21 protein-coding genes and 2 riboswitches are annotated in these 23,434 nt (G+C 48.7%); of the genes, 11 read left to right on the top strand and 10 right to left on the bottom strand.

Features of this window, described 5'->3' with window-relative positions:
• Positions 1-120: 120 nt before the first annotated feature.
• The 6 genes from U6B65_03985 to U6B65_03960 form a co-directional block, all read right to left on the bottom strand.
• Positions 121-2,094 carry an ABC transporter permease gene (locus tag U6B65_03985; GenBank protein ID WRS28300.1) on the bottom strand — a complete coding sequence of 658 codons (1,974 nt, stop codon included), beginning with the start codon at positions 2,092-2,094 and terminating at the stop codon, positions 121-123.
• Positions 2,087-2,854 (bottom strand): ABC transporter ATP-binding protein, encoded by a 768-nt coding sequence (locus U6B65_03980; protein WRS28299.1) that lies wholly within the window; start codon positions 2,852-2,854, stop codon positions 2,087-2,089. Before U6B65_03980 ends, U6B65_03985 begins: the two co-directional genes overlap by 8 nt.
• A 162-nt stretch (positions 2,855-3,016) precedes the next feature.
• Positions 3,017-4,033, bottom strand: coding sequence for a sensor histidine kinase (locus U6B65_03975; GenBank protein WRS28298.1), 1,017 nt, complete (start codon positions 4,031-4,033; stop codon positions 3,017-3,019).
• The gene (locus tag U6B65_03970; GenBank protein WRS28297.1) at positions 4,020-4,709 is read right to left on the bottom strand and encodes a response regulator transcription factor; all 690 of its coding nucleotides are present in this window, start codon (positions 4,707-4,709) and stop codon (positions 4,020-4,022) included. Before U6B65_03970 ends, U6B65_03975 begins: the two co-directional genes overlap by 14 nt.
• 594 nt (positions 4,710-5,303) lie before the next feature.
• Entirely contained in the window at positions 5,304-5,591 is a 288-nt protein-coding gene (locus U6B65_03965) for a hypothetical protein (GenBank protein WRS28296.1), read from the bottom strand.
• Between the two features lie 285 nt (positions 5,592-5,876).
• The gene (locus U6B65_03960; protein ID WRS28295.1) at positions 5,877-7,523 is read right to left on the bottom strand and encodes an FAD-dependent oxidoreductase; all 1,647 of its coding nucleotides are present in this window, start codon (positions 7,521-7,523) and stop codon (positions 5,877-5,879) included.
• A 168-nt stretch (positions 7,524-7,691) separates the two neighbouring features.
• On the opposite strand from U6B65_03960, the gene U6B65_03955 reads away from it, so the two are divergent.
• The 3 genes from U6B65_03955 to U6B65_03945 all read left to right on the top strand — a co-directional run bounded on the left by U6B65_03955 (position 7,692) and on the right by U6B65_03945 (position 9,475).
• Positions 7,692-8,408 carry a hypothetical protein gene (locus tag U6B65_03955; protein ID WRS28294.1) on the top strand — a complete coding sequence of 239 codons (717 nt, stop codon included), beginning with the start codon at positions 7,692-7,694 and terminating at the stop codon, positions 8,406-8,408.
• Positions 8,409-8,485: 77 nt separating this feature from the next.
• Positions 8,486-8,893 carry a transcriptional repressor gene (locus U6B65_03950; protein WRS28293.1) on the top strand — a complete coding sequence of 136 codons (408 nt, stop codon included), beginning with the start codon at positions 8,486-8,488 and terminating at the stop codon, positions 8,891-8,893.
• 42 nt (positions 8,894-8,935) lie between these two features.
• A complete protein-coding gene (locus U6B65_03945) occupies positions 8,936-9,475 on the top strand; it encodes a rubrerythrin family protein (protein WRS28292.1) in 540 nt (179 codons plus the stop codon).
• Between the two features lie 76 nt (positions 9,476-9,551).
• Here U6B65_03945 and U6B65_03940 read toward each other — a convergent pair whose 3' ends face one another.
• Positions 9,552-10,448, bottom strand: coding sequence for a ribokinase (locus U6B65_03940; GenBank protein ID WRS28291.1), 897 nt, complete (start codon positions 10,446-10,448; stop codon positions 9,552-9,554).
• A 219-nt stretch (positions 10,449-10,667) separates the two neighbouring features.
• Between U6B65_03940 and U6B65_03935 the strand changes: the two genes are divergently transcribed.
• On the top strand, positions 10,668-10,988 hold the full coding sequence (locus U6B65_03935; protein ID WRS28290.1) for a putative heavy metal-binding protein: 321 nt from the start codon (positions 10,668-10,670) through the stop codon (positions 10,986-10,988).
• Positions 10,989-10,994: 6 nt separating this feature from the next.
• Here U6B65_03935 and U6B65_03930 read toward each other — a convergent pair whose 3' ends face one another.
• Together U6B65_03930 and ychF are read right to left on the bottom strand one after the other, a co-directional pair.
• Positions 10,995-12,263, bottom strand: a complete 1,269-nt coding sequence (locus tag U6B65_03930; protein WRS28289.1) for a patatin-like phospholipase family protein — start codon at positions 12,261-12,263, stop codon at positions 10,995-10,997.
• Positions 12,264-12,550: 287 nt separating this feature from the next.
• Positions 12,551-13,645, bottom strand: coding sequence for a redox-regulated ATPase YchF (gene ychF / locus U6B65_03925; protein ID WRS28288.1), 1,095 nt, complete (start codon positions 13,643-13,645; stop codon positions 12,551-12,553).
• Between the two features lie 339 nt (positions 13,646-13,984).
• Between ychF and U6B65_03920 the strand changes: the two genes are divergently transcribed.
• From U6B65_03920 to metK, 7 genes are all read left to right on the top strand, one after another.
• Entirely contained in the window at positions 13,985-14,677 is a 693-nt protein-coding gene (locus U6B65_03920) for a response regulator transcription factor (GenBank protein WRS28287.1), read from the top strand.
• A gap of 95 nt (positions 14,678-14,772) precedes the next feature.
• The gene (locus U6B65_03915; protein WRS28286.1) at positions 14,773-16,212 is read left to right on the top strand and encodes a HAMP domain-containing sensor histidine kinase; all 1,440 of its coding nucleotides are present in this window, start codon (positions 14,773-14,775) and stop codon (positions 16,210-16,212) included.
• 112 nt (positions 16,213-16,324) lie between these two features.
• Complete coding sequence (locus U6B65_03910) at positions 16,325-17,875, top strand: trypsin-like peptidase domain-containing protein (protein ID WRS28285.1); 1,551 nt, start codon at positions 16,325-16,327, stop codon at positions 17,873-17,875.
• Positions 17,876-17,993: 118 nt separating this feature from the next.
• Positions 17,994-18,770, top strand: a complete 777-nt coding sequence (locus tag U6B65_03905) for a TIGR00282 family metallophosphoesterase (GenBank protein WRS28284.1) — start codon at positions 17,994-17,996, stop codon at positions 18,768-18,770.
• Positions 18,771-18,792: 22 nt separating this feature from the next.
• The gene (locus U6B65_03900; GenBank protein ID WRS28283.1) at positions 18,793-19,257 is read left to right on the top strand and encodes a GNAT family N-acetyltransferase; all 465 of its coding nucleotides are present in this window, start codon (positions 18,793-18,795) and stop codon (positions 19,255-19,257) included.
• Between the two features lie 66 nt (positions 19,258-19,323).
• Positions 19,324-19,455, top strand: a riboswitch (FMN riboswitch).
• 151 nt (positions 19,456-19,606) lie between these two features.
• Entirely contained in the window at positions 19,607-20,194 is a 588-nt protein-coding gene (locus U6B65_03895) for an ECF transporter S component (GenBank protein WRS28282.1), read from the top strand.
• Between the two features lie 58 nt (positions 20,195-20,252).
• Positions 20,253-20,355, top strand: a riboswitch (SAM riboswitch).
• A 74-nt stretch (positions 20,356-20,429) separates the two neighbouring features.
• A complete protein-coding gene (gene metK, locus U6B65_03890; GenBank protein WRS28281.1) occupies positions 20,430-21,605 on the top strand; it encodes a methionine adenosyltransferase in 1,176 nt (391 codons plus the stop codon).
• Between the two features lie 108 nt (positions 21,606-21,713).
• Here metK and U6B65_03885 read toward each other — a convergent pair whose 3' ends face one another.
• Positions 21,714-23,057 (bottom strand): hemolysin family protein, encoded by a 1,344-nt coding sequence (locus U6B65_03885; protein WRS28280.1) that lies wholly within the window; start codon positions 23,055-23,057, stop codon positions 21,714-21,716.
• Positions 23,058-23,434: the final 377 nt, after the last annotated feature.

Below are 23,434 nucleotides of genomic sequence, written 5' to 3'. Positions count from 1 at the left end.
TGCCCGTGGCCGTAGGCCGGGCATAAAGATGGAACGTATAATAAACGCTTTGCGGTTATTATACCATAAAAAGGCCATCCCATGGGAATTGCTCCCGTAGGATGGCCTTTTTAATGGCAGTCAGCGGCGTACCAAACGATAATAGGCCTTGGCAGTCAACTGGTAGCTGACACTGTAAATACCAGTGAAAGCCAGAGAAACGCCTATCGTGCTGAATACGATGAGCTTGTGGTTATACAAATTCAAGGTGTTGAGCATTGTTTCCACAGCTCCTAGTGCCACAGCGGTATGCAGCAGAGCCATTACCAACGGCAGAAAAAACACAATCAAAATCTGGCGGCCAATAGTGGCTTTAACCTCTGATTGGCTCATACCCACCTGCTGCATCACATCAAAGTTGTTTTTATCCTCATAACCTTCCGATAGCTGCTTATAGTACATAATCATAATCATGCAGACCATAAAGATAATGCCGAAGAATATTCCCAAAAACAGCAGCCCGCCCAACAAGGCACGATCCTGTCTTTCGTCATTGAGACGGCTGTTCAGCACAGAAAAGCCTGGGGTATCGCCAATCCATTGGCTAAGACCCTGTGTGAAGGCTTCTATGCCTTCCTGCGAGCCTTCCAAATTAAACCGGACGGTATAGATCCACTGATCCTCGGTGCGGTTCATAGCCTCGTAGAGATACTGCTGATCTTCCCGGCTTGGAACAATCAAATAGTAATCGCTGCTCAGCGCCCGAGGTTCCTTGGATTCAAAAATCAGAGTGGGGAGCTCGCTTTTAATGCGATAAAACCTTTCGGCTATTTGAATCTCTCTAAGCCCGGCATCGGCACCGTTGGTGAAAAATAAGGCCTCGTCCGGTTCTAAGGATTCATTGGAGCCATGAATTCGATTGTAATCCTCCAGAGTGAGAACACGCATCGCGTAGACACTCCGGTAATCAGTTTGTCCCTGGGCGACCTCCTGAAAGGAGCTGCCCTTTTGATCCACATTGAGGGTCATATACTCAAAAGCAATGGGTGCGGCCAAGGTGATATTCTGGGCCTGTGCCTCTGAAAGCAGTTTTTGCTCCGTTGCTTCCCGATCTGTTGCTTTGCTGCTGATAAAGCGGATATCCACATCATACGGGTGGCGGTAGCTGGTAATGCTGGGCAGCCCTTTAAAGAGGGATACCGTGCATATCAATGTAATGATCACCATGGTGCTGAAAATGCAGATGTTGGAGAGGCTGGCAGCATTCTTTCGCATCCGGTAAAGCATACCGGATACCGTTACAAAGTTGCTCTTTTTGTAATAGAAGCGGCGATTCCCTTTGAGAACCCGCAAAAGCATGATAATGCCCGCGGAAAAAAGGCAGTAGGTGCCAACTACCACTAGAAGGATAGCGGCAAACACAATCAAAAGAAAAGCGCTGTTGAGGCGAAAGCCCACAGCCAGATAATAGCCGGTCCCCAGTGCGGCCAGCCCCAGCACAGCCGTGGGCCAAAGGCGCTTGGGGGGCTTTTCCCCTTTGCGGGCGCTCTGGAACAAATCAGCCGGGCGGGAACGATATACCTGAATCAGATTGATGATAAGATTCAGAAGAAACACGCAGCCAAAGAAAACGGCGGTTCCCACATAGCAGGAGAGAGGAGCGGTGAAGGTGATATTCACCGGCAGGTCGGTTATGTTGAGCAGAAGCAGGAAAATCAGCCTAGAAAAAGCCAGTGCCATCAAAATGCCCAAGATAAGCGAAGCAACACAGATAAAAACAGTCTCTGCGGCAACGATAAGGCCGATGTGCCGTTTTTCCAGCCCCAGTATGCTGTAAAGCCCCAGTTCGTTTTTACGCCGCTTCATGAGAAAGCTGTTGGTATAAAATAGGAAGGGTACCAAAATAATGCCCAGAAGCACCATGCCGATTTGCATCAGCATTGAAAGATAACCGGCATGAGGCATTGTTTGCATGATAGGATTAGCCGCAATGGCACTGAAAATGAAAAAGACAAGCACTGCGAAGGATGTGGCAAAGATGTAGGGGAGATAGGTGGGGATGTTTTTCCGAATGCTTCCCCAAGCCAGCCGGGGGAGTATACGCACGCTATGCATGGCGGGTGCCTCCTGCCTGTAAAACCGAGAGAGTATCGGAAATCATGCGGAACATTTCCTCATAAGATTGCTCACCCCGGTAAATTTGATTGAAGAGGCTTCCATCCTTAATGAACAACACCCGCTTGGCATGGCTTGCCGCCTGCACGCTGTGGGTAACCATCAAAATGGTTTGCCCTTGCCGGTTGATATCGGAAAACAGGCCAAGAAGCTGTCTGGATGCCTTGGAATCCAGCGCACCGGTTGGCTCATCCGCCAGCACCAGCTTGGGTTGGGTAATCAGTGCCCGGGCCGCCGCCGCCCGCTGCTTCTGCCCGCCTGAAACCTCATAGGGATATTTGGTGAGCAGTGCTGTGATACCCAGCTGCTCCGCCAAGCCCGATAAGCGCTGCTGCATTTCGGGGAATTCTGTCCCTTGCAGCACCAGTGGCAGCAGAATGTTATCCTGCAAAGAAAAGCTATCCAGCAAATTGAAATCCTGAAAAACAAAGCCAAGATTATCCCGGCGAAAGGCACACAGAGCCTTGGGGCGGATTTGAGAAAAGCCGGTGCCCTCCAGATAGATTTCCCCGCCTGTTGGTTTATCCAACGAAGCAAGCAGATTGAGCAGTGTGGTTTTACCGGAGCCGGATTCCCCCATGATGGCTACATATTCCCCGTGCTCCACCGAAAAGCTCACATTTTCCAATGCCTGAACAGAATTGCCGCCAAAACGTGTGGTGTATATTTTTTTGAGATTCTTTACTTCTAAAAGTGCCAAGTGCAACTTCCTCCTTTGCTTTTATGGCTTTAAGTATAGCAAAGCGCTAAATTTGCTGCCTTAGCTTTGGCTTACAATACAAGGGTTCAGGCTTTCATTTTTGTAATGTTTGGTTTTAGCCGCTGTATCAACCGGCGGCAGGGGGGGATATTCCTGTTATGCTTAATTTAGTGCATCGGGGTTGGGTGGGAAATAAAGGCGGTATTGTGTGCCCTCACCCAGTGCGGAAGAAACAGTCAGGGAAATACCCAGGCGATCGGTAACCCTTTTACAAAGATACAGGCCGATTCCGGTAGAGCTTTTGTCCATCCGCCCATTGTAGCCGGTAAAGCCCCGTTCAAATATGCGTGGGATATCCTCTGTTTTTATGCCAATACCGGTATCGGAAATGAGCAGGGTACGGGGAACCACTTTGTCCATTTCAATGCGCAGGCCCCCTTTAAAGGTGTATTTGATACAGTTGGAAAGAAGCTGCTCCAATACAAAGCAGAGCCATTTTTCATCGGTAATAACCGGGAAGTCAAATTCATCGAGAGAAAGGGAAAGCCTCTTCCCGATAAAAGCAGGGGAGTATTTCCGCACCGATTGCCGAACCAGCTCATACAAGGAATAATCCTTGAGCAGCAGGTCACAGGTAAGGCTTTCCAGACGAAGGTATTGCAGCACCATTTCGGCATACTGCTCTATTTTAAAAAGCTCTTGCTCCATGGCAAAAACATTGCCGTGCAGATCGTCTGATTGGAGAAGGAGACGCAGAGCCGCTATAGGCGTTTTAATCTGGTGTACCCAAAGGGTGTAGTAATCCTCCCGCTCACTCTTGGATTTTTCGTGTTCCGCCAGTTGAGCGGTTCGGTCGTTATACAGCTCCCGAATCAGGCTCTGATAGGTTTCTTCCGGCAGGCTTCGCGGCTCCGGCATTGCTTCTGCGGTAATGCGAAAGTTTTGAAGAATACCTTGGAGCTGTCTGCATTTTTGGAGAAACCGCAGGCAATCGTAGATACTCCAAAGCAGTGTCAGAAAAAGACATAAACCCGCCCCATAGAGGGCGGGGCGAAAATCAATATGCGAGAGCAGAGAAAGAGCCACAAATAAAGAGCTGCCCAGCAGGATAGCCAGCAGAAGCCGATAGCGGCAAGCAAGCCATTTGCCCAACAGCCATCCCCTGTTAAGCCTGCTCATAGGAATCCTCCAACAGATAGCCTGCCCCTTTTTTTGTGTGGATAAAATCGGAAAGGCCCGCATCCTCCAGCTTTTTGCGCAGCCGGGCAATGTTGACAGTCAGGGTGTTATCATCCACAAAGCAGTCGCTTTCCCACAGGCGCTTCATCAAAAGCTCCCGGGAAACAATTCTGCCTTTGTTTTCAAAGAAAAGCTGGAGCATACGCAGCTCGTTGCGGGTCAGCTCAATTTTACGGTCGTTATAAAGCAGGGTTCCATCTGAAAGGTTCAGGATAGCCCCCCTGTGTTCGGCAACAACCGCATTCATCTGAAAGGAATAGCAGCGCCGCAGAAGCGCCTGCACCTTGGCGGAGAGCATCTCCATATCAAAGGGCTTGGCGATAAAATCATCCCCGCCCATGTTGACAGCCATGATGATGTTCATGTTTTCACAGGCGGAGGAAAGAAACATCACTGGCACCTTAGAAATACGCCGAATTTCTTGGCACCAATGATAGCCATTATAAAAGGGAAGGGAAATATCCATCAGCACAAGATGAGGTTCAAACTCTGCAAACAGGGTGAGCACACTGGAGAAATCCTCCACGGCTTTTGTTTTATATCCCCATTTGGCAAGCCCCTTGCTGATTTCCTCTGCGATGACAGCGTCATCCTCCACAATCAAAATCTTATACATTGAATCCCTCTTTCCGGCTGAAAAATAGAGCTTTTGATATAGTATACCATAAAAGCGAAGCGTTATGGTATACTTGCGCATCGGGGCGGCAGAGAACGAAGTGAGCGAATCGCCCTGCGCATAAAGCGGTATAATAAGCGCTTTGCGGTTATTATACCATAAAAGCGAAGCGTTATGGTATACTTGCGCGTCGGGGCGGCAGAGAACGAAGTGAGCGAATCGCCCTGCGCATAAAGCGGTATAATAAGCGCTTTGCGGTTATTATACCATAAAAGCGAAGCGTTATGGTATACTTGCGCATCGGGGCGGCAGAGAACGAAGTGAGCGAATCGCCCTGCGCATAAAGCGGTATAATAAGCGCTTTGCGGTTAGTATACCATAAAAGCGAAGCGTTATGGTATACTTGCGCATCGGGGCGTCCGTAAGCAAAGTGCGCAAATCGACCTGCGCATATGGTGATATACTCGCTGCTTTTGCAGATAGTAACCCATTGGTTTTGCCAAAGGGTTAAAATGGCCGAGCCAATCCATAAGAAAAAGCTCCCAATTCGAATTCAATCGAATGGGAGCTTTTGTGTGCCAATAAGACGATGTCTTACTTGATGGCTTCTACGGAAGCCTCGGCAGCTGCTTCTTCGGAAGCTTCGGCAGATGCTTCTTCGGAAGCCTCGGCAGATGCTTCTTCGGAAGCTTCAGCAGATGCTTCTTCAGAGGTCTCCTCAGCAGGAGCGCTCTCTTCCTCAGGGGCTTCTTCCGAAGCTTCGGCAGCTTCAGAAACCGAGGCAGTGCTCTCTTCGTTGCTGCTAGCAGGCTTCTCAGGGCCACAAGCAGAGAGAGAAGTGGCAAGAGCGGCTACCAATAATAAAGTAAGTAATTTTTTCATTTAAGATGTCTCCTTTTACAGTTGCTGACATTTACATCTGTATTAGCGATGGGTTTTCCTAATCGCTAACCGAGGATCATCTTAATCATTTTTGTAACAATTGTCAAGAAATATGACGATGTTTTTACATTTTTTACAGTCATGCCTAAAATAATCTGACAAGTGGTGCTTTCTTTTGTAAAATAATTAATGTTTTTGGTGGAGGCAGTGCTTCATTTAGATGAATTTCCTATACCTTTATAGTCTTTGATTTATTGCCTGCCATTTATCTGAAAGGCAATAAAACTAGATGTTTACCACTGCGTTATAGAGCCGCCAGCCTCCACTGAGATTGTGGCAGTCAAAGCCGTGGCCAGCAAGGATGCGGCAGGCCACATAGCTGCGCAGGCCGCTGTGGCAGTGAACATAAATGGGCTTGCTGTTATCCAGTTCATCCAGCCGTTCCCGCAGGCTATCCAAAGGGATATTGATAAAGCCTTCGATTTTACCGTGGGCAACCTCACCCACTGTGCGCACATCCAGAAGGGTTACACTGCCATCCCGAGGCAATGCGGCCACATCGTGCCAGTGGAAGGTTTTTACCTTGCCGGTCAAGTCGTTTTCCATAACAAAGCCAGCCATATTTACCGGGTCTTTTGCAGAGGAATAGGGGGGAGCGTAGCAAAGTTCCAGCCTAGTCAGATCAATGGCCGTGGCCCCCAAACGAATGGCCGTTGCCAGCACATCGCAGCGCTTATCAACGCCTTCAAAGCCCACAATTTGAGCGCCCAGCAGCTTGCCGGAGGGCTTCTCATACAGCACTTTGAGCGACATAGGGGAGCCGCCGGGGTAATAGGAGGCATGGGGGGCACTATAGAGGAAAACCTTGTCGTAATGCAGCCCTGCGGCCTTAGCTGTTTTCTCATTGATACCGGTTGCCGCTACGGTCATATCAAACACTTTAAGGATAGCCGAGCCTTGTGTTCCGCCGTAAGTGCTGGGAATACCGCAGATGTTGTCTGCCGCAATGCGCCCCTGACGATTGGCAGGCCCTGCAAGAGGAACAAAGCCTTTTTGCCCTGTAATGAAGTCGGTGCTTTCTACAGCATCGCCGACAGCGTAAATATCCGGGTCGGAAGTGAGCATATGCTCATCCACAACAATGGAGCCTCGGGCATTGACTTCTAAACCGGCGTCTTTGGCAAGGGCGCTTTCTGGGCGAACACCCACGGCCATCAAAACCAGCCCAGCCTCCACCTGACCGTCAGAAAGAGTTACAGAGAGTCCATTTTCAGCTTTCTCAATGGATTTCAGGCCATTGTTTAGTTTTAAAACAGCTCCTTTTGAGGCAAGATAGCGGTGAACATCCACGGCCATATCGAAATCCAGCGGCGCAATCAGATGATCGGCCAGCTCTACCACTGTGACCGAAAGGCCGGCTTCCATGAGGTTTTCGGCCATTTCCACTCCGATATAGCCTCCACCTACCACCACGGCAGAGGCAGGCTTTTTCTCTTCAATATACTGGCGAATCGCCAACGTATCCGGGATGTTGCGAAGGGTAAATACCCCCTCCAGCTCTACACCGGGGAGAGGCGGGCGAATAGGCTCTGCTCCCATGGAAAGAACCAGCTTGTCATAGCTTTCGGTGTAGCTTTCACCGGTTTGTGTATTTTGCACCGTTACCGTTTTAGCAGTTCGGTCAATGGCGGTTACATTGCTAAAATTTCGCACATCCACACAAAACCGTCCGTTAAAGCTGGCTGGGGTTTGCAGAGTTAAAGCGGATTTTTGGGTGATTACCCCGCCCACATAATAAGGAAGCCCACAGTTTGCAAAGGAAATATGCTCGCCTCTTTCAAAGAGAATAATTTCGCCTTTCTCATCCAGTCGGCGAAGGCGTGCCGCCGCTGAGGCGCCTCCGGCCACACCGCCTACAATTACTGTTTTCATGGATCAAATTCCTCCTTATATAAATCTTGTTTAAAGCTGGCGAACCATGCCATATTTTGTCTTACAGCATCATTCTACTACAATACGCAGGAGTTTATCAATGACCATTGACATTTTTGTTGGTGGATGCTATGTTGAAAATATTGATACAGGGGAGGGAAACATAATATGGGTGGTATCATTAAAAGGCTGGGTGTTCTTTTTTGCTTTGCGGCAATCATTGTCTTTTGCCTGCCTGTGGGGACACAGGCGGCCTCTGTTTATGGTCAGGAGAAGGATGGAATATCCGTTGAGCTAGAGGAATCGGATCGCTATCTTACCCGTGAAATAGCAATGGATTTAACCCAAAAGGCAGTGGATAAGGCAAAGGCAGAGAATAAGGGAAGCACAAGCCTTTTGGTTCGGGATTATAACCACCTTTCTTTAGAAGCCTTGCAGGGTATAGCGGAAATAGCAGGGAAGATGCCCCTGCGGCTGAAAGCAGATACCATTACCGGCGGCCAGCTGGATGTTCGCATCACCTTGGAACCAGCCTTAGCTGTTCAGGATATGTGTCTTTTAGCAACGATGGATTCACCCCGGGCGGTGTGGATCAAGGAGCTGTTTGAAGGGGGCTATGACAATCAGGTTATGGTGATCAGCTTGGCGGAACCGGTTGGCTTTGGTATGTCCGTTGAGGTGATTGCTAAGCTGGAGAAGGGCTTGGATGCAGAAACTCTTTTTATTTACAGCTACAATCGTTCTTCTAAAGAAACAGTGCTTCTGGAGGAAACAGGAGCTTGGCTGGATGAGAATGGATTCCTCCATTTTAACACTTCTGTGGCTGGGGCATTGGTAATTACAGATTCGCCTTTGCATTGGAAGGGGATTGGTGAGAATTTTTAGAATATTTTTATAAACCCCTTGACAATATAATGAAAAGTGAGTAGTATGAATTTATCGATAATAATTACTAATAAGGAATGATTATTATAGAACGCAGAAATACCATCCAGCGTGATCTGGTGCTGCAGGCTGTCAGAACACTGTTCCACCCGACAGCTGAAGAGGTTTATGCCGCTGTTGTGCAGCAGCATCCCACTATTAGTAAAGCAACTGTTTATCGAAACCTCAACCTGTTGATTGGGGAGGGTAAGCTGCGGCGTGTTGTTTTGCCGGGTGCGGCCGATTGCTTTGACCATACCTTATCCGCCCATTATCATATGAAATGCCGCTTCTGCGGGAAGGTTCTGGATGTGGATTTACCCTATCAGGCCCAGCTCTCTCCCGGAACAGAGACCCAAGAAGGCTTTTTAATTGAGGCGCATGATGTTTATTTCACGGGGCTATGCCCCCAGTGCCGGCGATTGCCGGGAAATCAATCTGTGTAAAAGGTATTATCAATATATTATTACAAAGTGGAGGTAAAACAAATGAAAGAACTCAAAGGAACCAGAACCGAAGCAAATTTGATGGCCGCCTTCGCCGGTGAATCTCAGGCGCACACCAAATACCAGTATTACGCTTCCAAAGCGAAAAAAGAGGGTTACAATCAAATTGGCTCTCTCTTTCAGGAAACAGCTGACAATGAGAAAGAGCATGCAAAAATTTGGTTTAAGCTTCTCCATGGCGGCGTACCTGATACCATGCAGAACCTAAAGGATGCAGCGGCAGGCGAAAACTATGAATGGACCGATATGTATGCCACCTTTGCCAAAGAAGCCCAAGAAGAGGGCTTCACTAAAATTGCGTTCCTGTTTGAGCAGGTAGCCGCCATTGAAAAAGAGCACGAGGAGCGCTATCTCAAGCTGCTTGCCAACATTGAAGAAGGCATTGTCTTCTCCCGTGAAGGTGAAATGGTCTGGCAGTGTGCCAACTGCGGACACATTGTTATTGGCAAAAAGGCTCCCGAAATTTGCCCCACCTGCGATCATCCCAAATCTTACTTCCAAATCCGCGCCACAAACTATTAATCGCGAATTTTCCTCCTTACATAAAGAGAAGGGCCATCTGTAAAGGATGGCCCTTCTCTTTATGTTCGCAATTGCCTTAAAGCAGTTGCAGGCTGCTTGCTGTAACCTGTTGGATGGTTGGGATGGAAACAGCGGCTCCCTTTTGGGAAACAGCTAAGGAAGAAGCAATAGAAGCCAGCTCCAAAGCACGTGGAATCGAGGCTCCCTGAGCGGCGCTGGCAAGCAGAAAGCCGGTAAAGGTATCGCCTGCAGCGGTGGTATCCACAACCGGCACATCATAGATGCCGTGCGTGAAACTCTGTTGGCTATCCCGGTAGAGAACGCCTTCTTTGCCAAGAGTTAAAACAATGCGGGACTGCGGATACTTTTTTAAAAGAGCTTCGCAGATTTCATTCGGCAGGCTTTTACCACTGAGGGTTTGCCCCTCTAATTCATTGAGTAAGAACCAAGTCACCTTTTCAAGAGGATAATTAAGCAGTTCCGATGTAATGGGGGAGGGATTCAGGGCAATCTCCATGCCCTTTTCATAGGCTTTTTCCATCAGAAAGGGCAGGCCATTTATCTCATTTTGCAGAACCAATAGGTCACCGGCAGAAAAATGCGAAAGCGTTTTTTCGATGGCCGCTTCACTGATTTCAGCGTTGGCCCCGCCATAAAGTAAAATACAGTTTTGCCCTTTGCTGTTGACTTGAATCATGGCGTGACCAGTGTGTTGGCCGTCAGTTTCCACAAAGCGGGTATCAACCCCTTTTTCGGCCAGTAAATCCACCAGCCAGAGACCGTCTGCCCCAACCTTACCCGCATGAAAGGTCTGACCACCCGCCAGTGAAAGGGCAATGGACTGATTAAGGCCCTTGCCACCGGGAAATACCTGATAACCAAGCGAAGCGAGAGTTTCGCCCGGTTTGACAAAGTGTTCCACCGAATAAACGTGATCCAGATTAAGTGAGCCAAAATTGAGTATACTTTTCATTAGGGGAAGTCCTCCTTTAGGAATGAAAGGCTAAAAAAGATTGTATATTCAAAGCCTTTATATTTACATTAAAGTCACTGAAAGGAAAATACTTTACTAAAAATCCCGTTTATGCCGCAGCATAATTGCTATACATTCCTTTGTATTTCTGCTATACTGGGCACAAAAAAGAAGCATACGCCAGCCAAATTACATTCTACAGTGAAAGGGAGAAAAACCATGATTTTAACCACAACCCCCACAATCGAAGGCAAGGTAATTAAGGAATACAAAGGAATCGTTTTTGGAGAGGTAGTCAATGGTGTGAATTTTATTAAGGATTTTGCAGCCGGGCTGACCAATTTTTTCGGAGGACGCTCCGGCAGTTATGAAGAGGAGCTGATTGATGCCCGTCAGGCGGCTTTGCAGGAAATGGCACAGCGGGCTCGGAATATGGGCGCCAACGCAGTTGTTGGCATTGATATGGATTATGAAGTGCTGGGAGCCGATAATGGAATGCTGATGGTGACCGCTTCCGGCACGGCGGTTTATTGCGAATAACAGCCCCTAAATACCTCGGGAAAGTTCCAGAATAAACAGATACAGAGCGGCTACCGATTCTTTGGTGGATACGGCCGCCCGTCGCCAAAAGCGAGGGGGAACACTTCCTGAATGATAGGCCTGGCGCAAAGCATCCAGCAGCCAGAGAGTGGTTTCCCGGGCTGCCAGCGGCAAAAGTTCGGATATGCTGACCAGCTTGGGCATAGCAGAAATAGAAGTGGTTCTATCCTTTACTGCGGTTAAAAGGCAGCGGTTGAATTCACCAAAGCTGTAGCTTCGGGCAGGATCAAGCTGGAAAATTTCCCCCGCTGTTTCAGCTGCCTGTGTCATCAAACGTCCGTATTTTTGCTTATCTGTCAGGCTGAGCGCTTTGCGCAGACGATAGAGAGCCAAATCACGGGAGGGGCTGGAAGCTTCGTTTAAAAGCAGTTCCCGAAAGCGGCGGCGCATGGAATGGACTGTATGGCTGAGCACCAGAGCATTCCGGGCGGTTTCACCCGGGAAAAAGGTATAAGCCTTTCCTTCTAACCGGCGAAACGCTTTCATGGCATCTTGATAGCCCAGCACCATATTGCGCCGGGCAATGGCCGGATCAAATACCAGAAAGATGCCTAAATCCCAATGGCTTTGGATAATAGTGATGGGATAGCCGGCCTTTACCTGAGGGTGCAGCCCAAGGGAGTGCAAATCCACGGCGATGATTTCCTCAGCGCCGCATTCCACGGCGAGATTCACCGGCATCACATCGTAATAGCTGCCGTCAATAAAGCGGCTGCCGTCGATTTCCCGTTGGCGGAAGGCAGGGAAGCAAGCGCTGGAAGCCAGCAGGTAATCCACCAGCTTTCCCTGTGGAATCTGTTCCTTGGTTAAGTTGACTGGCCGAAAGGAAGGATACTCCACGGTGACCAGTGCATATTCGATGGGTGATTGGCGAAAAGCATCCTCGTCGATGATACGGCGCAGGGTTTCTTCCAATGGAGTGGTATCCATACCGCCCTGTTCCACCGCTTTTCGAAGAAAGGATGCATATAATCTGGGATCATGCATGGTGCTTTCGGCAGGAAGGCCGGAAATAACATCAGCAGAAGAAATGCTCTGCCACAGTGCTTTTGCCTGCTCGAAGCTGCCCTGTACCATTAGGGCGCCATTCAGGGCGCCCACCGAGGTTCCGGTGACGATATCAAAAGAAATTTCCAGTTCTCTCAGAGCCTGCCATACGCCGATTTCATAGGGACCTCTGGAACCGCCTCCCGCCAGCACAATTCCACGCTTCAAGAAATCACCTCAGTTTGTCATAATAAAGAAATAGGGTGTTGGTGGTGAGCTTTATTCCATGGTTGAAATAAGCATCACCATGGAATGAAAAAAGAGTGTACAATTTAGCCGAAAACAGCCATACTATCAGTACTTGACAGTATACCATACAGCTCATCAGAGCGGCAAGAAAAAAACTGCCCCCGCTGACCTTTAAAATGATAAAGATACAGCGGGGGCAGTGTAATGTATGGGGTATTTTCATTGGCGGTAGAGCGGCGGCCTATTTTGTTGCAATTGGGGAAACCTTAAACGTTAAAGCGGAACAAAACAATGTCTCCGTCCTGCACCACATATTCCTTGCCTTCCAAGCGAACAAGGCCCTTTTCTTTAGCTGCGGCCATGCTGCCGCAGGCCATCAGGTCGTCAAAAGAAACGATTTCGGCCCGGATAAAGCCCTTTTCAAAATCGGTATGAATTTTACCGGCAGCCTGTGGCGCCTTGGTGCCCTTGGTGATGGTCCAAGCTCTGACCTCCGGTTTGCCGGCGGTTAAATAGGAGATCAGCCCCAGAAGAGAATAGCCTGCCTGAATGATGCGGTCCAGGCCAGAGTTTTCCAGCCCAAGATCACTGAGGAACATCATCTTATCCTCCGGGGACATATCGGAGATTTCTTCCTCGATTTTGGCGCAGATGGGGAGCACCTGAGCGCCTTCTTCCTTGGCAATCGCTAAAACCTGCTGGTAATAGGGGCTGGTTTCAATCTTATTGATAAAATCTTCTTCGCTCAGATTGGCTGCATAAATAACCGGCTTGCCCGAAAGCAGTGGTGCTTCGTCCAGATAGCCTTGCTCCTCCTCGGAACACACAAAAGAACGGGCAGGCTTGCCTTCCTCCAGATGAGTCTTGAGCCGCTGGAGCATCTCGACCTCACCCAAGAACTTTTTGTTGCCCTTAGCGGCCTTAGTGGCCCGGTCAATGCGCCGGTCCACAATGTCCAGATCCGAGAAGATCAGCTCTAAATTGATGGTTTCAATATCCCGGGAGGGGCCAATCTGCCCATCCACATGAATGACCTCTCCATCCTCAAAGCAGCGCACCACATGCACAATGGCATCCACCTCACGGATGTTGGAAAGAAACTTATTACCCAGACCCTCTCCCTTGGAGGCACCTTTTACAAGTCCTGCAATATCCACAAATTCCAGCACAGCCGGGGTAAGCTTTTCGGGCTGGTGCATTTTAGCCAAAGCGTCCAACCGCTTATCCGGTACCGAAACCACGCCTACATTGGGCTCTATGGTGCAAAAGGGGTAATTGGCCGAGGCCGCCCCCGCGTTGGTTATGGCATTAAAAAGTGTGCTTTTGCCTACATTAGGCAAACCAACCATTCCTAATTTCATTTGTGTTATCCTTTCTTTTGCTGCTGCAAGCGCAACAAAACGGCCATTGTGTCTGCGCAGCAGAAAGTGGCCAATAAAATAATTCCCCGCGGCAATGCCGCATGGGCTTAACTCCATCGTATTATTATAACGGCCAAAGGCTTTTACTGCAAGAGCTTTGGTCACGATACAGAGAAAAAACCTTTAAAAATTGTTCATCACTCAGAAGTCAATTATAGTATAATAACTATATAACGATTCAATTCAGAGGAATTATCAAAAAGGCGGGGGAATTACGGCTAATTCCTATAAAAGCGCCTTTAAGACAATACAGACAATAAAGCAGAGGAGGCAAAAAGTATGTCCATGGGTACAATAATGGTGGCGGATGATGATAAAAACATTGCGGAATTGCTCCGCCTGTATTTGGAAAAGGAAGGCTATACTGTGATTATAGGGGAAGATGGCGAGGAGGCTCTCACCAAGTTCCGGGGGGAAAGCCCTGATCTGGTCCTGCTGGATATTATGATGCCCAAGCTGGATGGCTGGCAGGTTTGCCGGGAAATACGCAAAAAATCCAGCTGCCCGATTATTATGATTACAGCCAAGGGTGAGACCTTTGATAAGGTTTTGGGCCTTGAGCTGGGGGCTGATGATTATGTGGTCAAGCCCTTTGATTCCAAGGAGATTGTGGCCCGTATCAAGGCGGTTCTTCGCCGTACCGGCAAAAACTCCGATACCTCCGACAGCAAGGAGGTCAGCTACGACAAGCTGGTGGTCAACATGACCAAATACGAAATGAAGGTGAACAACAAGGTGGTGGATACCCCACCCAAAGAGTTGGAGCTGCTTTTTCATTTGGCCAGCAACCCCAACCGGGTTTATACTCGTGACCAGCTTTTGGATGAGGTGTGGGGCTTTGAATATTATGGCGACTCCCGGACTGTGGATGTCCATGTGAAGCGTTTGCGTGAAAAGCTGGAAGGGGTTTCAGATAAATGGAATCTTAAAACAGTGTGGGGCGTGGGCTATAAGTTCGAAGTGAAGGAATAGCCCTTGGGAGGCGTTGCGGAATTTTAACGGCAATGCCTTCTTTTTCGCTGGAAAATATAGTATAATATATTGGTATAGGAGCTGCGGTGCCCACTATGAAAAATGGACTTGTAAAAAAACAGATGGTTGTATATTTCTGCTCCATTTTTGTCAGTATTGTGGCGCTGGGTGGGGTTCTCCTTTTGTGTGCCTTTCAGTATTTCAAGCAGGAAAATTATGAAAAACTGGAACGCAACGCCCGTCAGGCTGCGGCGGTAACAGTGGCAAATTATGAGCGCAATCAGGGTGCTTTTGTGGATGAGCAGATTATCACAACCACTTACCGCATTCTCTCCAATGTAACCGATTCGGATTTTTCGCTGGTAGATACAGCGGGAGAGGTTGTGCTTCAGCAAAGGGTCAATGACTACGATTACAGCCAGAAGCAGGCGCCCCAGTCGGTGATTCAGACTGTGATCTCGCAGGGCTACTATGAGGAGACCGGCACACTGGGCGGCGTTTATAATTCTGTTTACCACACGGTGGCGGTTCCGGTTACCACCAGCGCAGGCGAAACCATCGGCGTTCTTTTTGCGGCATCCTCTGCTCGGAGCGTTGCGCTGTTTTTAGGAGAAATCCTTCGCATGTTTTTGATTAGTGCGGTTATTGTGCTGGTGCTTGCGTTTGTGGTTCTCTATTTTGTTACCTCTCAGATGGTAAAGCCTCTTAAAGATATGCTGCAAGCGATGCAAAGCTTCACCCGTGGGGATTTTTCGGTACGTCTGCCGGTGGCCAGTTATGATGAGATTGGCCAGCTGGCTATGGCTATCAATAATATGGCATCTTCTGTAGCGGCGCTGGAAAGCTCTCGGCGGCTTTTTACCGCCAATGTCTCCCATGAGCTTCGCACGCCCATGACCACTATCTCCGGTTTTGTGGATGGTATGCTGGATGGCACCATACCGGAAGAAAAAAGGGAGCAGTATTTAAAGATTGTTTCGATTGAAATCAAGCGGCTTTCCCGGTTGGTTCGTTCTATGCTGGATACGGCTCGGATCGAAGCCGGTGAGCTGGAGCTCACACTTAGCATTTTTGATATCAGTGAAATTGTCCGCCAGACCATTTTTACCTTTGAGGCCCGCCTTGAAGAAAAGCAGGTAGAAATTATGGGTCTTGAGACCGATAAGGTTCTGGTTGAGGCGGATGTGGATCTGATCCACCAGGTCATTTACAATTTGGTGGATAACGCTGTAAAATTTGTGGAAGATAAAGGTTATATTTCGGTTCATTACCACAGTGATGAGGAAATGACCTATATAGCTATTCGCAACAGCGGCGCTGGTATTGCTAAAGAAGAAACGCCAAAGCTTTTTGAGCGGTTTTATAAATCAGATAAATCCCGAAGCCTCAATAAACAGGGTGTTGGTCTGGGGCTGCACATTGTAAAATCCATTATCAACTACCATAAGGGTGATATTCTGGTGCGCAGTGTGCTTGGCGAATATACAGAGTTCGAAATCAGCCTGCCCAACCCGAAAACCACTGAAGGAGCCTGATACGGTTTCTATACAGCGGGAATAGAGCATATACTTTTCAGCAGGCAGGTATAGCCGCCTTGCTTTGGGCCCTATTATTTGAAAGCTTATTTCTTTTTTGGAGGGGAACCATATGAACGATCAATTTAACCGGCCTTCCGGCCAAGGTTCTGCCGGCGAAGATTCCGGGCGGGGAGCTGATTCTCATTCCGGAAGCACTCCCGGGTTTAACCCGCCGCCTCAGGGCTATACAAGGCAAGGGGGCTGGCAGGCTCCCGGCGGCCAATACCAGGGTTCGGGCGGTTACAGCAATAATGGCAACGGCCAACAGAGGCCGCCTTATTACCAATACGGAAATTACCAGCAGAACCCATATCAGGCTCCGCCCAATTCCGGTAATGGATGGCAGCAGCCTTCTGCCCCAGGGCCTCAGAAGGAGCAGCCGAAATACCAGTGGAATTTTGAGGACTATGACCGTTTAGACCCGATCCGCAAAAGGGGAAAGAAAAACCGGGGGCTGGTTGTATTCGGCGTGGCGGTTTTGCTGCTGATGGCGCTGGCTTTGGTTTTTGTTTCCGGTTTTGGCATCTATAACTATATGAGCTTTGATTCCTCGGTTGCGGAGGCAGGGCCTGGTTCCTCCTCGCCGGACACGGCTGTGCCGGACGATAAAACCGACGAGAGCCTGCCCGCAGTGAATCGGGATGACAGCGTTCAGCTTGAAATTGAATCCCGCCCGGAAGAAGCTGTTGTCGATGGGAAAATGACCATTCCTCAAGTGGCACAGGCTGTTCTGCCTTCGGTAGTGGGCGTGGTAAAATATGAGCGCACCGATTTTTATGAGCCGACTGGTGTAGGCTCTGGCATTATCATGACAGAATCCGGATACATTGTCACCAATGCCCATGTGGTGGAAAATGCCAGCGATATTAAAATTATTCTTCACAATGGTGACCCGTATCCGGCGGTGCTGGTGGGTACAGACCGTCAGACCGATCTGGCTGTACTTAAAATTGAGGCAGAAGGCCTGGTTCCTGCTGTGTTTGGCGATTCCACTCAGGTTGTAGTGGGGGAGACCGTGCTGGCTATCGGCAACCCCGCCGGTTTGGAGCTGGCAGGCAGTGTGACACAGGGCATTGTTTCGGCTGTGGACCGCATTGTGCGCACTACCACTTATACCATGAACTATATCCAGACCGATGCCGCTATCAATCCCGGCAACTCCGGCGGTGCTTTGGTCAACGAATACGGTCAGGTTATCGGCATCAATTCCTCCAAAATTTTTGCAACCGGCTTCGAAGGTTTGGGGTTCGCTATTCCCGTCGCGGATGCCCAGCCCATTATCAATGACCTGATCTCCCATGGCCGTGTAACTGGGCGAGTGGTTCTGAACATCACTGCCAGAGAAGTGGATGAATACGATGTACGCAAATATGGCGTGCCTCTTGGCCTGCGGGTTGAGACTGTGAATCAAAATGTGATTCCGGGGGAAAATACCCTCCAGAAAAACGATATTATTACCCACATTGCCGGTGAGAGAGTGACCAATTTCGATGAGGTCAAAACCATCTTGAAGCAGCATAAGGCAGGGGATATTGTAACCCTGACTGTTTATCGGCAGATCACCTCCATGCAGAGCGATACCTTTGAGGTTCAGCTGGCATTGGTGGAGGATCAAAGCTGAAAAGGCTGAAAACTTTAGCCTTTAGACCGTACCTTTGCATTGCGGGAACCGCATGTCTGTGCGGATTCCCGCTTTTTTATATTCTAATGCCGCTCTGGGGCGGCCAGCGATTTAAGGAGTGATTCTATTGCGTATACTGGCTATGGGTGATGTGGTGGGACAGGCAGGCTGTGAATTCGTGCGTGACCGGCTGCCCGCTTTCCGAAAAAAAGAGAACATACAGATGGTGGTGGCCAACGGAGAAAATTCCGCTGAGGGTAACGGCATTTTGCCTTCCAGCGCCAAGCATCTTTTTGACAGCGGCGTGGATGTGATTACCACCGGCAACCATGTTTATAAGCGCCGAGAGATATATGAGACATTGGAGCGGGAGGATGGGGTTATCCGCCCGGCCAACTATCACCCCAGTGCTCCGGGTAAGGGCATGTACATTTTTGATGGCCTGCGGTTTAAGCTGTGTGTGATCAATTTGCAGGGCACTGTTTATATGGAAAGCTACGAAAGCCCTTTTGACTGCGTGGATCGCTTGCTGGAACAGGTGGATACCCCCAATATACTGGTGGATTTTCACGCAGAGGCAACCGCTGAGAAGCTTTGCATGGCTTATTATCTGGATGGCCGGGTTTCCGCTGTTGTGGGCACCCATACCCATGTACCCACCGCCGACGAGCAGATTCTCCCCGGCGGTACCGGATACATCAGCGATTTGGGAATGTGCGGCGGGCGTTATTCGGTGCTGGGGGTTAAGGCCTCCTGTGCCATGGAAAAAATGCGTACCCGCTTACCGGTAAAATTCGAAAATGAGAAGGAAAACATAGAGCTTTGCGGGGTTCTGCTTGATATCGATGAGGCAACGGGCAAAACAAAGACGATTCGCCGCATTAAGCTGCAATAGGAAATGATTACAAGAGGGAAATATGCATCAAAATATTGACTTAAAGCCTTTAAGAGATCATCCTCTGTTTTTGGAAAAGGCAGCACTTTGGTTTAGTGAAAAATGGGGAATTGATGAGCAGATATACTGTGAAAGCATTGAGAAATGCATTCAAAACAAAACGGGAATACCACAGTGGTATGTTGTTTTAAATGCAGAGCGGGAAATTATTGCCGGGGCGGGAATAATAGAAAATGATTTTCATGATCGCAAGGATTTAAGCCCCAATTTATGTGCCCTATTTGTGGAGGGGCGTTATCGTGGCCAAGGCGTTGCAAAATACCTTTTGGATTTTGCCAGAGAGGATTGCGGCAAGCTTCAAATTGAAAAGCTCTATTTAGTTACGGATCACACTTCTTTTTACGAGAAATGCGGATGGAGTTTTTTAGCGATGGTTAAGGGTGAAGATGATACAGTGCAGAGAATGTATACCGCCCTCACTTTTTAGAGAAAGGGGCGCCCCCCCCCCTTGACAAATTTCATTGATAGGCATATACTAATAAAAACCGAATATCTTCTGTTTCAGGGCGAGGTGTAATTCCTCACCGGTGGTGATGAGCGTCAAGCTATAAGTCCACGAGCCGCAACAGGCCGACAGGGTTAGAATCCCTGACCGACGGTATAGTCCGGATGAAAGAAACAGCTATGTCTTTTATGACATGCCGTCCTCGAACAAGCTTTTTTTGTTTGAGGATTTTTTGCGTTCTGCCATCGACCCGCCCGGAAGTTCAACCGGGATTTACAGGCCGACGGACACTCAGAGGATATCCAGGAAAATTTTTCAGGAGGTCTTTCTAGTGACAAAGGATTTTTCAAACAGTGTTTACCATGGGGGAAAATCGATTTTCAGTGTTCGGCAGCTGGTGGCTCAAGGAATGCTGGCCGCCATCGGTGTGGTGCTGGTAACTTTGGTGGAGATTCCGATTTTCCCAACGGCCGCTTATCTGAAATACGATCCGGCCGATATTCCCATCCTGATTGGCAGCTTGCTGTTTGGGCCGGTGAGCGGGGTTCTGCTTACCATTGTGGTCAGCTTTTTGCAGAGCTTTGCCATTCATGGCTCCAGCGGTGTTGTGGGCTTTATCATGCATGTAACGGCCACCAGCGCCATGGCCTTTGCTGTGGGGCTGCTTTCCCGCAAAAATCCCACCGGCATTCGGCTCGGGGCAGTGCTGGCCTGTGGCTGTGTGATTATGACAGTGGTGATGGTGGGGATGAATCTTCTGGTAACCCCTATCTTTTTTGGCCTGACCCGGGAAAAGGTGGCGGAAACCCTGGTGCCGGTTGTGATCCCTTTTAACCTGCTTAAATCAGGCATTAATTCATTGGTGGCCTTTGGGATATACAGAGCCATGGGTGGTTTTTTAAGAAAAATATCCGAATAAAACCATTTGACAAATTTCGCAGTCTGGTTTAAAATAAAATAGACAAAAGAATATTTTACCCTTATCAAGAGTGGCGGAGGGAACAGGCCCTACGATGCCCGGCAACCTACAGTGTGTCTGTAAGGTGCCAATTCCTGCGGTAAGTAACCGAGAGATGGGGACGGCATATAAACGGCCCGGTTCATCCGGGCTGTTTTCTTTTGCCTGCCGATCCTAAAACCAAGGAGGTTGTAATATGGCAAAGCTTCTTTTTACGTCTGAATCAGTAACAGAGGGACATCCTGATAAAATCTGCGATCAGATTTCCGATGCGGTTCTGGATGCAATTCTGGCACAGGATCCCGTGGCCAGGGTGGCCTGCGAGACTACCTGCACCACCGGTATGGTTATGATTATGGGGGAGATATCCACCCAGTGCTATGTAGACATTCCCAAGATCGCCCGCAGGGTTATCCGGGATATTGGCTATGATTCTGCTGAATATGGCTTCAACGGCGATAGCTGTGCAATCATTACCAGCATCGATGAGCAGTCGGGGGATATTGCTTTGGGCGTGGATAAGGCGCTGGAAGCAAAGGAGACCGATTCTCAGGCAGAGGAAAATGGCGCAGGGGATCAGGGCATGATGTTTGGGTATGCCTGCGATGAAACCCCCGAATATATGCCTATGGCGATTGCGCTGGCCCATAAGCTGGCTAAGCAGATGGCTAAGGTGCGCAAGGACGGCACATTGCCTTATCTGCGTCCCGATGGCAAATCACAGGTAACAGTGGAATATGAGGACGACAAGCCGGTGCGGGTGGATACCATTGTGCTTTCCAACCAGCATTCTGAGGATGTTTCCAGTGAGCAGATCCGCAGAGATTTGATCAAATATGTGGTCAAGCCCATTGTACCGGAAGAACTGCTGCAAGATACCAAATATTTCATTAACCCCACCGGGCGCTTTGTCATTGGAGGCCCTCAGGGTGACAGCGGCTTGACCGGCCGCAAGATCATCGTGGATACTTATGGTGGTTATGGCCGTCATGGTGGCGGCTGCTTCTCCGGCAAGGACCCCACCAAGGTGGATCGCTCTGCCGCTTATGCTGCCCGCCACGTAGCTAAGAACATCGTGGCCGCCGGGCTGGCCTCCAAGTGTGAGGTTCAGATTGCCTATGCCATTGGCGTGGCCCGCCCTGTTTCTATCAATGTCAACACCTTTGGCACCGGCCGCATTTCGGATGATGCACTGGCTCAGGCTGTGGAGCAGCTCTTTGATCTCAAGCCCGCCGGAATTGTAAAACGGCTTGGCCTGCGCCAGCCTATTTATCAGGCTTTGGCAGCTTATGGCCATATGGGCCGTGAAGACTTGAATGTGGCTTGGGAAAAGCTGGATTATGTGGATAAGCTCCGGGCGCTGTGCGTGTAGGGGCTCCCATTTAAACGCATCCAATCTTGATCGCTATAAAAAAGAACCTCCTGCATTTTAAAAGGCAGGAGGTTCTCTTGTATGTGCTTAGAAGCTATTAGTCAACAACTATTCGTCTGTTTCCGCTAAACTGGAGGCCGGCAAAACCCGCTCCACATGAAGCTTAGAAATGCGGCGCTCATCCATTTCAGAAACGGTAAAAACAATATCGCCAATCTGAACACTGGGGTGCTCCTCTTCGGAAGGGATATATCCCAGCTGATTCAGCACATAGCCGCCTATGGTTTCAAAATCTTCATCATCCGCAAAGCGTATATTGAAGTATTTGCCCACATCCTCTACAGTAGTCAAGCCATCCACCAGATAGCAGTTTTCGTTTACAGCGGCAATTTCTTCGTCTTCATCGTCGTATTCATCCTGAATGTTGCCCACAATGGATTCCAGCAAATCCTCCATTGTAACGAGGCCGGAGGTTCCGCCGTATTCATCAATCACAATGGCCATCTGCACCTTGCGTTCTTGAAACTCCTTGAGAAGCTGCTTGCAGTTGGTGGATTCCAGCACATACAGGGGCTCTCTCAGGTGTGCTCTGATATCAAAGGAATCGACATCCTTCTGCATAACCAGTGTCAGCAAATCCTTGACATACAGAATACCCAAAATGGAATCGGGGTCTTCCTCATAGACAGGAATACGGGAATAACCGGTGGAGGTGGCGACCTCTACAATTTCCTCGAGGGAATCCTCTATATCCACAGCGGTCATTTCGGTGCGGTGGGTCATGGTTTCGATTACGGTACGGTCATCGAATTCAAAGATATTGTTGATCATATCTTTGTTGCTTTCTTCAATGTTGCCGTTTTCGTTACCCACATCAATCATCATGCGGATCTCTTCTTCGGTAACCGCTTCGGGCTTTTGATTGGGATCAATGCCAACCAGTTTTAGAATGGCGTTGGTGGAACGGGAAAGCAATGCCACAAAAGGACGGACAACGACATATAAAACGGCCAAAGGTCCAATTACGCTGAAGGATATTTTTTCGGCGTTGTTCATTGCAATTCGTTTGGGAACGAGCTCGCCTAAAACCAGAGTAAAATAAGACAGTGCACAGGTTATGACAACCAATGAAACACCCTTCACCAAAGAAGGGGATATGTCCACATTGCGCAGTGCATATACGATATAGCCGGTGAAGGTATCGGCTGCCACCGCAGAAGCAAGCATACCCGAAATGGTAACACCTACTTGAATTGTGGCTAAAAAGCGGGAAGGTTCTTCTACAAGTCTGAGGATTTGCTTGGCTTTTTTGCTGCCTTCCTCCGCTGTCTTGCGCAGTTTGTTGTCATTGAGGGTAATAATGGCGATTTCACTCATGGCAAAAAATGCGTTGCACAGAATGAGAACAGCCAATAAAAGAATATACCCCCATATACTACCGTCAGGTTCCATGTTTATCTCCTTAATTCAAAATAATCCTGTTAAAAAGAAAAAGCCAGTTCAACAGATATTGTATCACAAAAGCAAAATACAAAGTATTTTGAGGGGCAAAGCCCCGCACCGCCAAAAGGCTGTCTTTTGATGATTCAATGTTCCAGAATGTGCTGATTTCGTCAGCAATTAAGTTTATTATATAATATAGCGTTTTTGCAAAAATATGTCAAAGCTCCCTTATGGTACAAATAAGGTGGGGAGAGGCATTCAGAGGCTGATTTTGGGCTTCAACTATCCCCTATAGCCAATATCACAGCCACAAGAGGGTATTCGCCCGTTCATGCGGTTTTAAGGCGAATTTCTCCCTTGTTTTCATCCCGACAGCACGCATTTAT

The sequence above is a fragment of the Oscillospiraceae bacterium MB08-C2-2 genome (assembly GCA_035621215.1).
Lineage (GTDB): Bacteria > Bacillota > Clostridia > Oscillospirales > Ruminococcaceae > WRAV01.
Note: the sequence above shows the minus strand (reverse complement) of the source record. Positions and strands in the feature narration are given on the sequence as shown.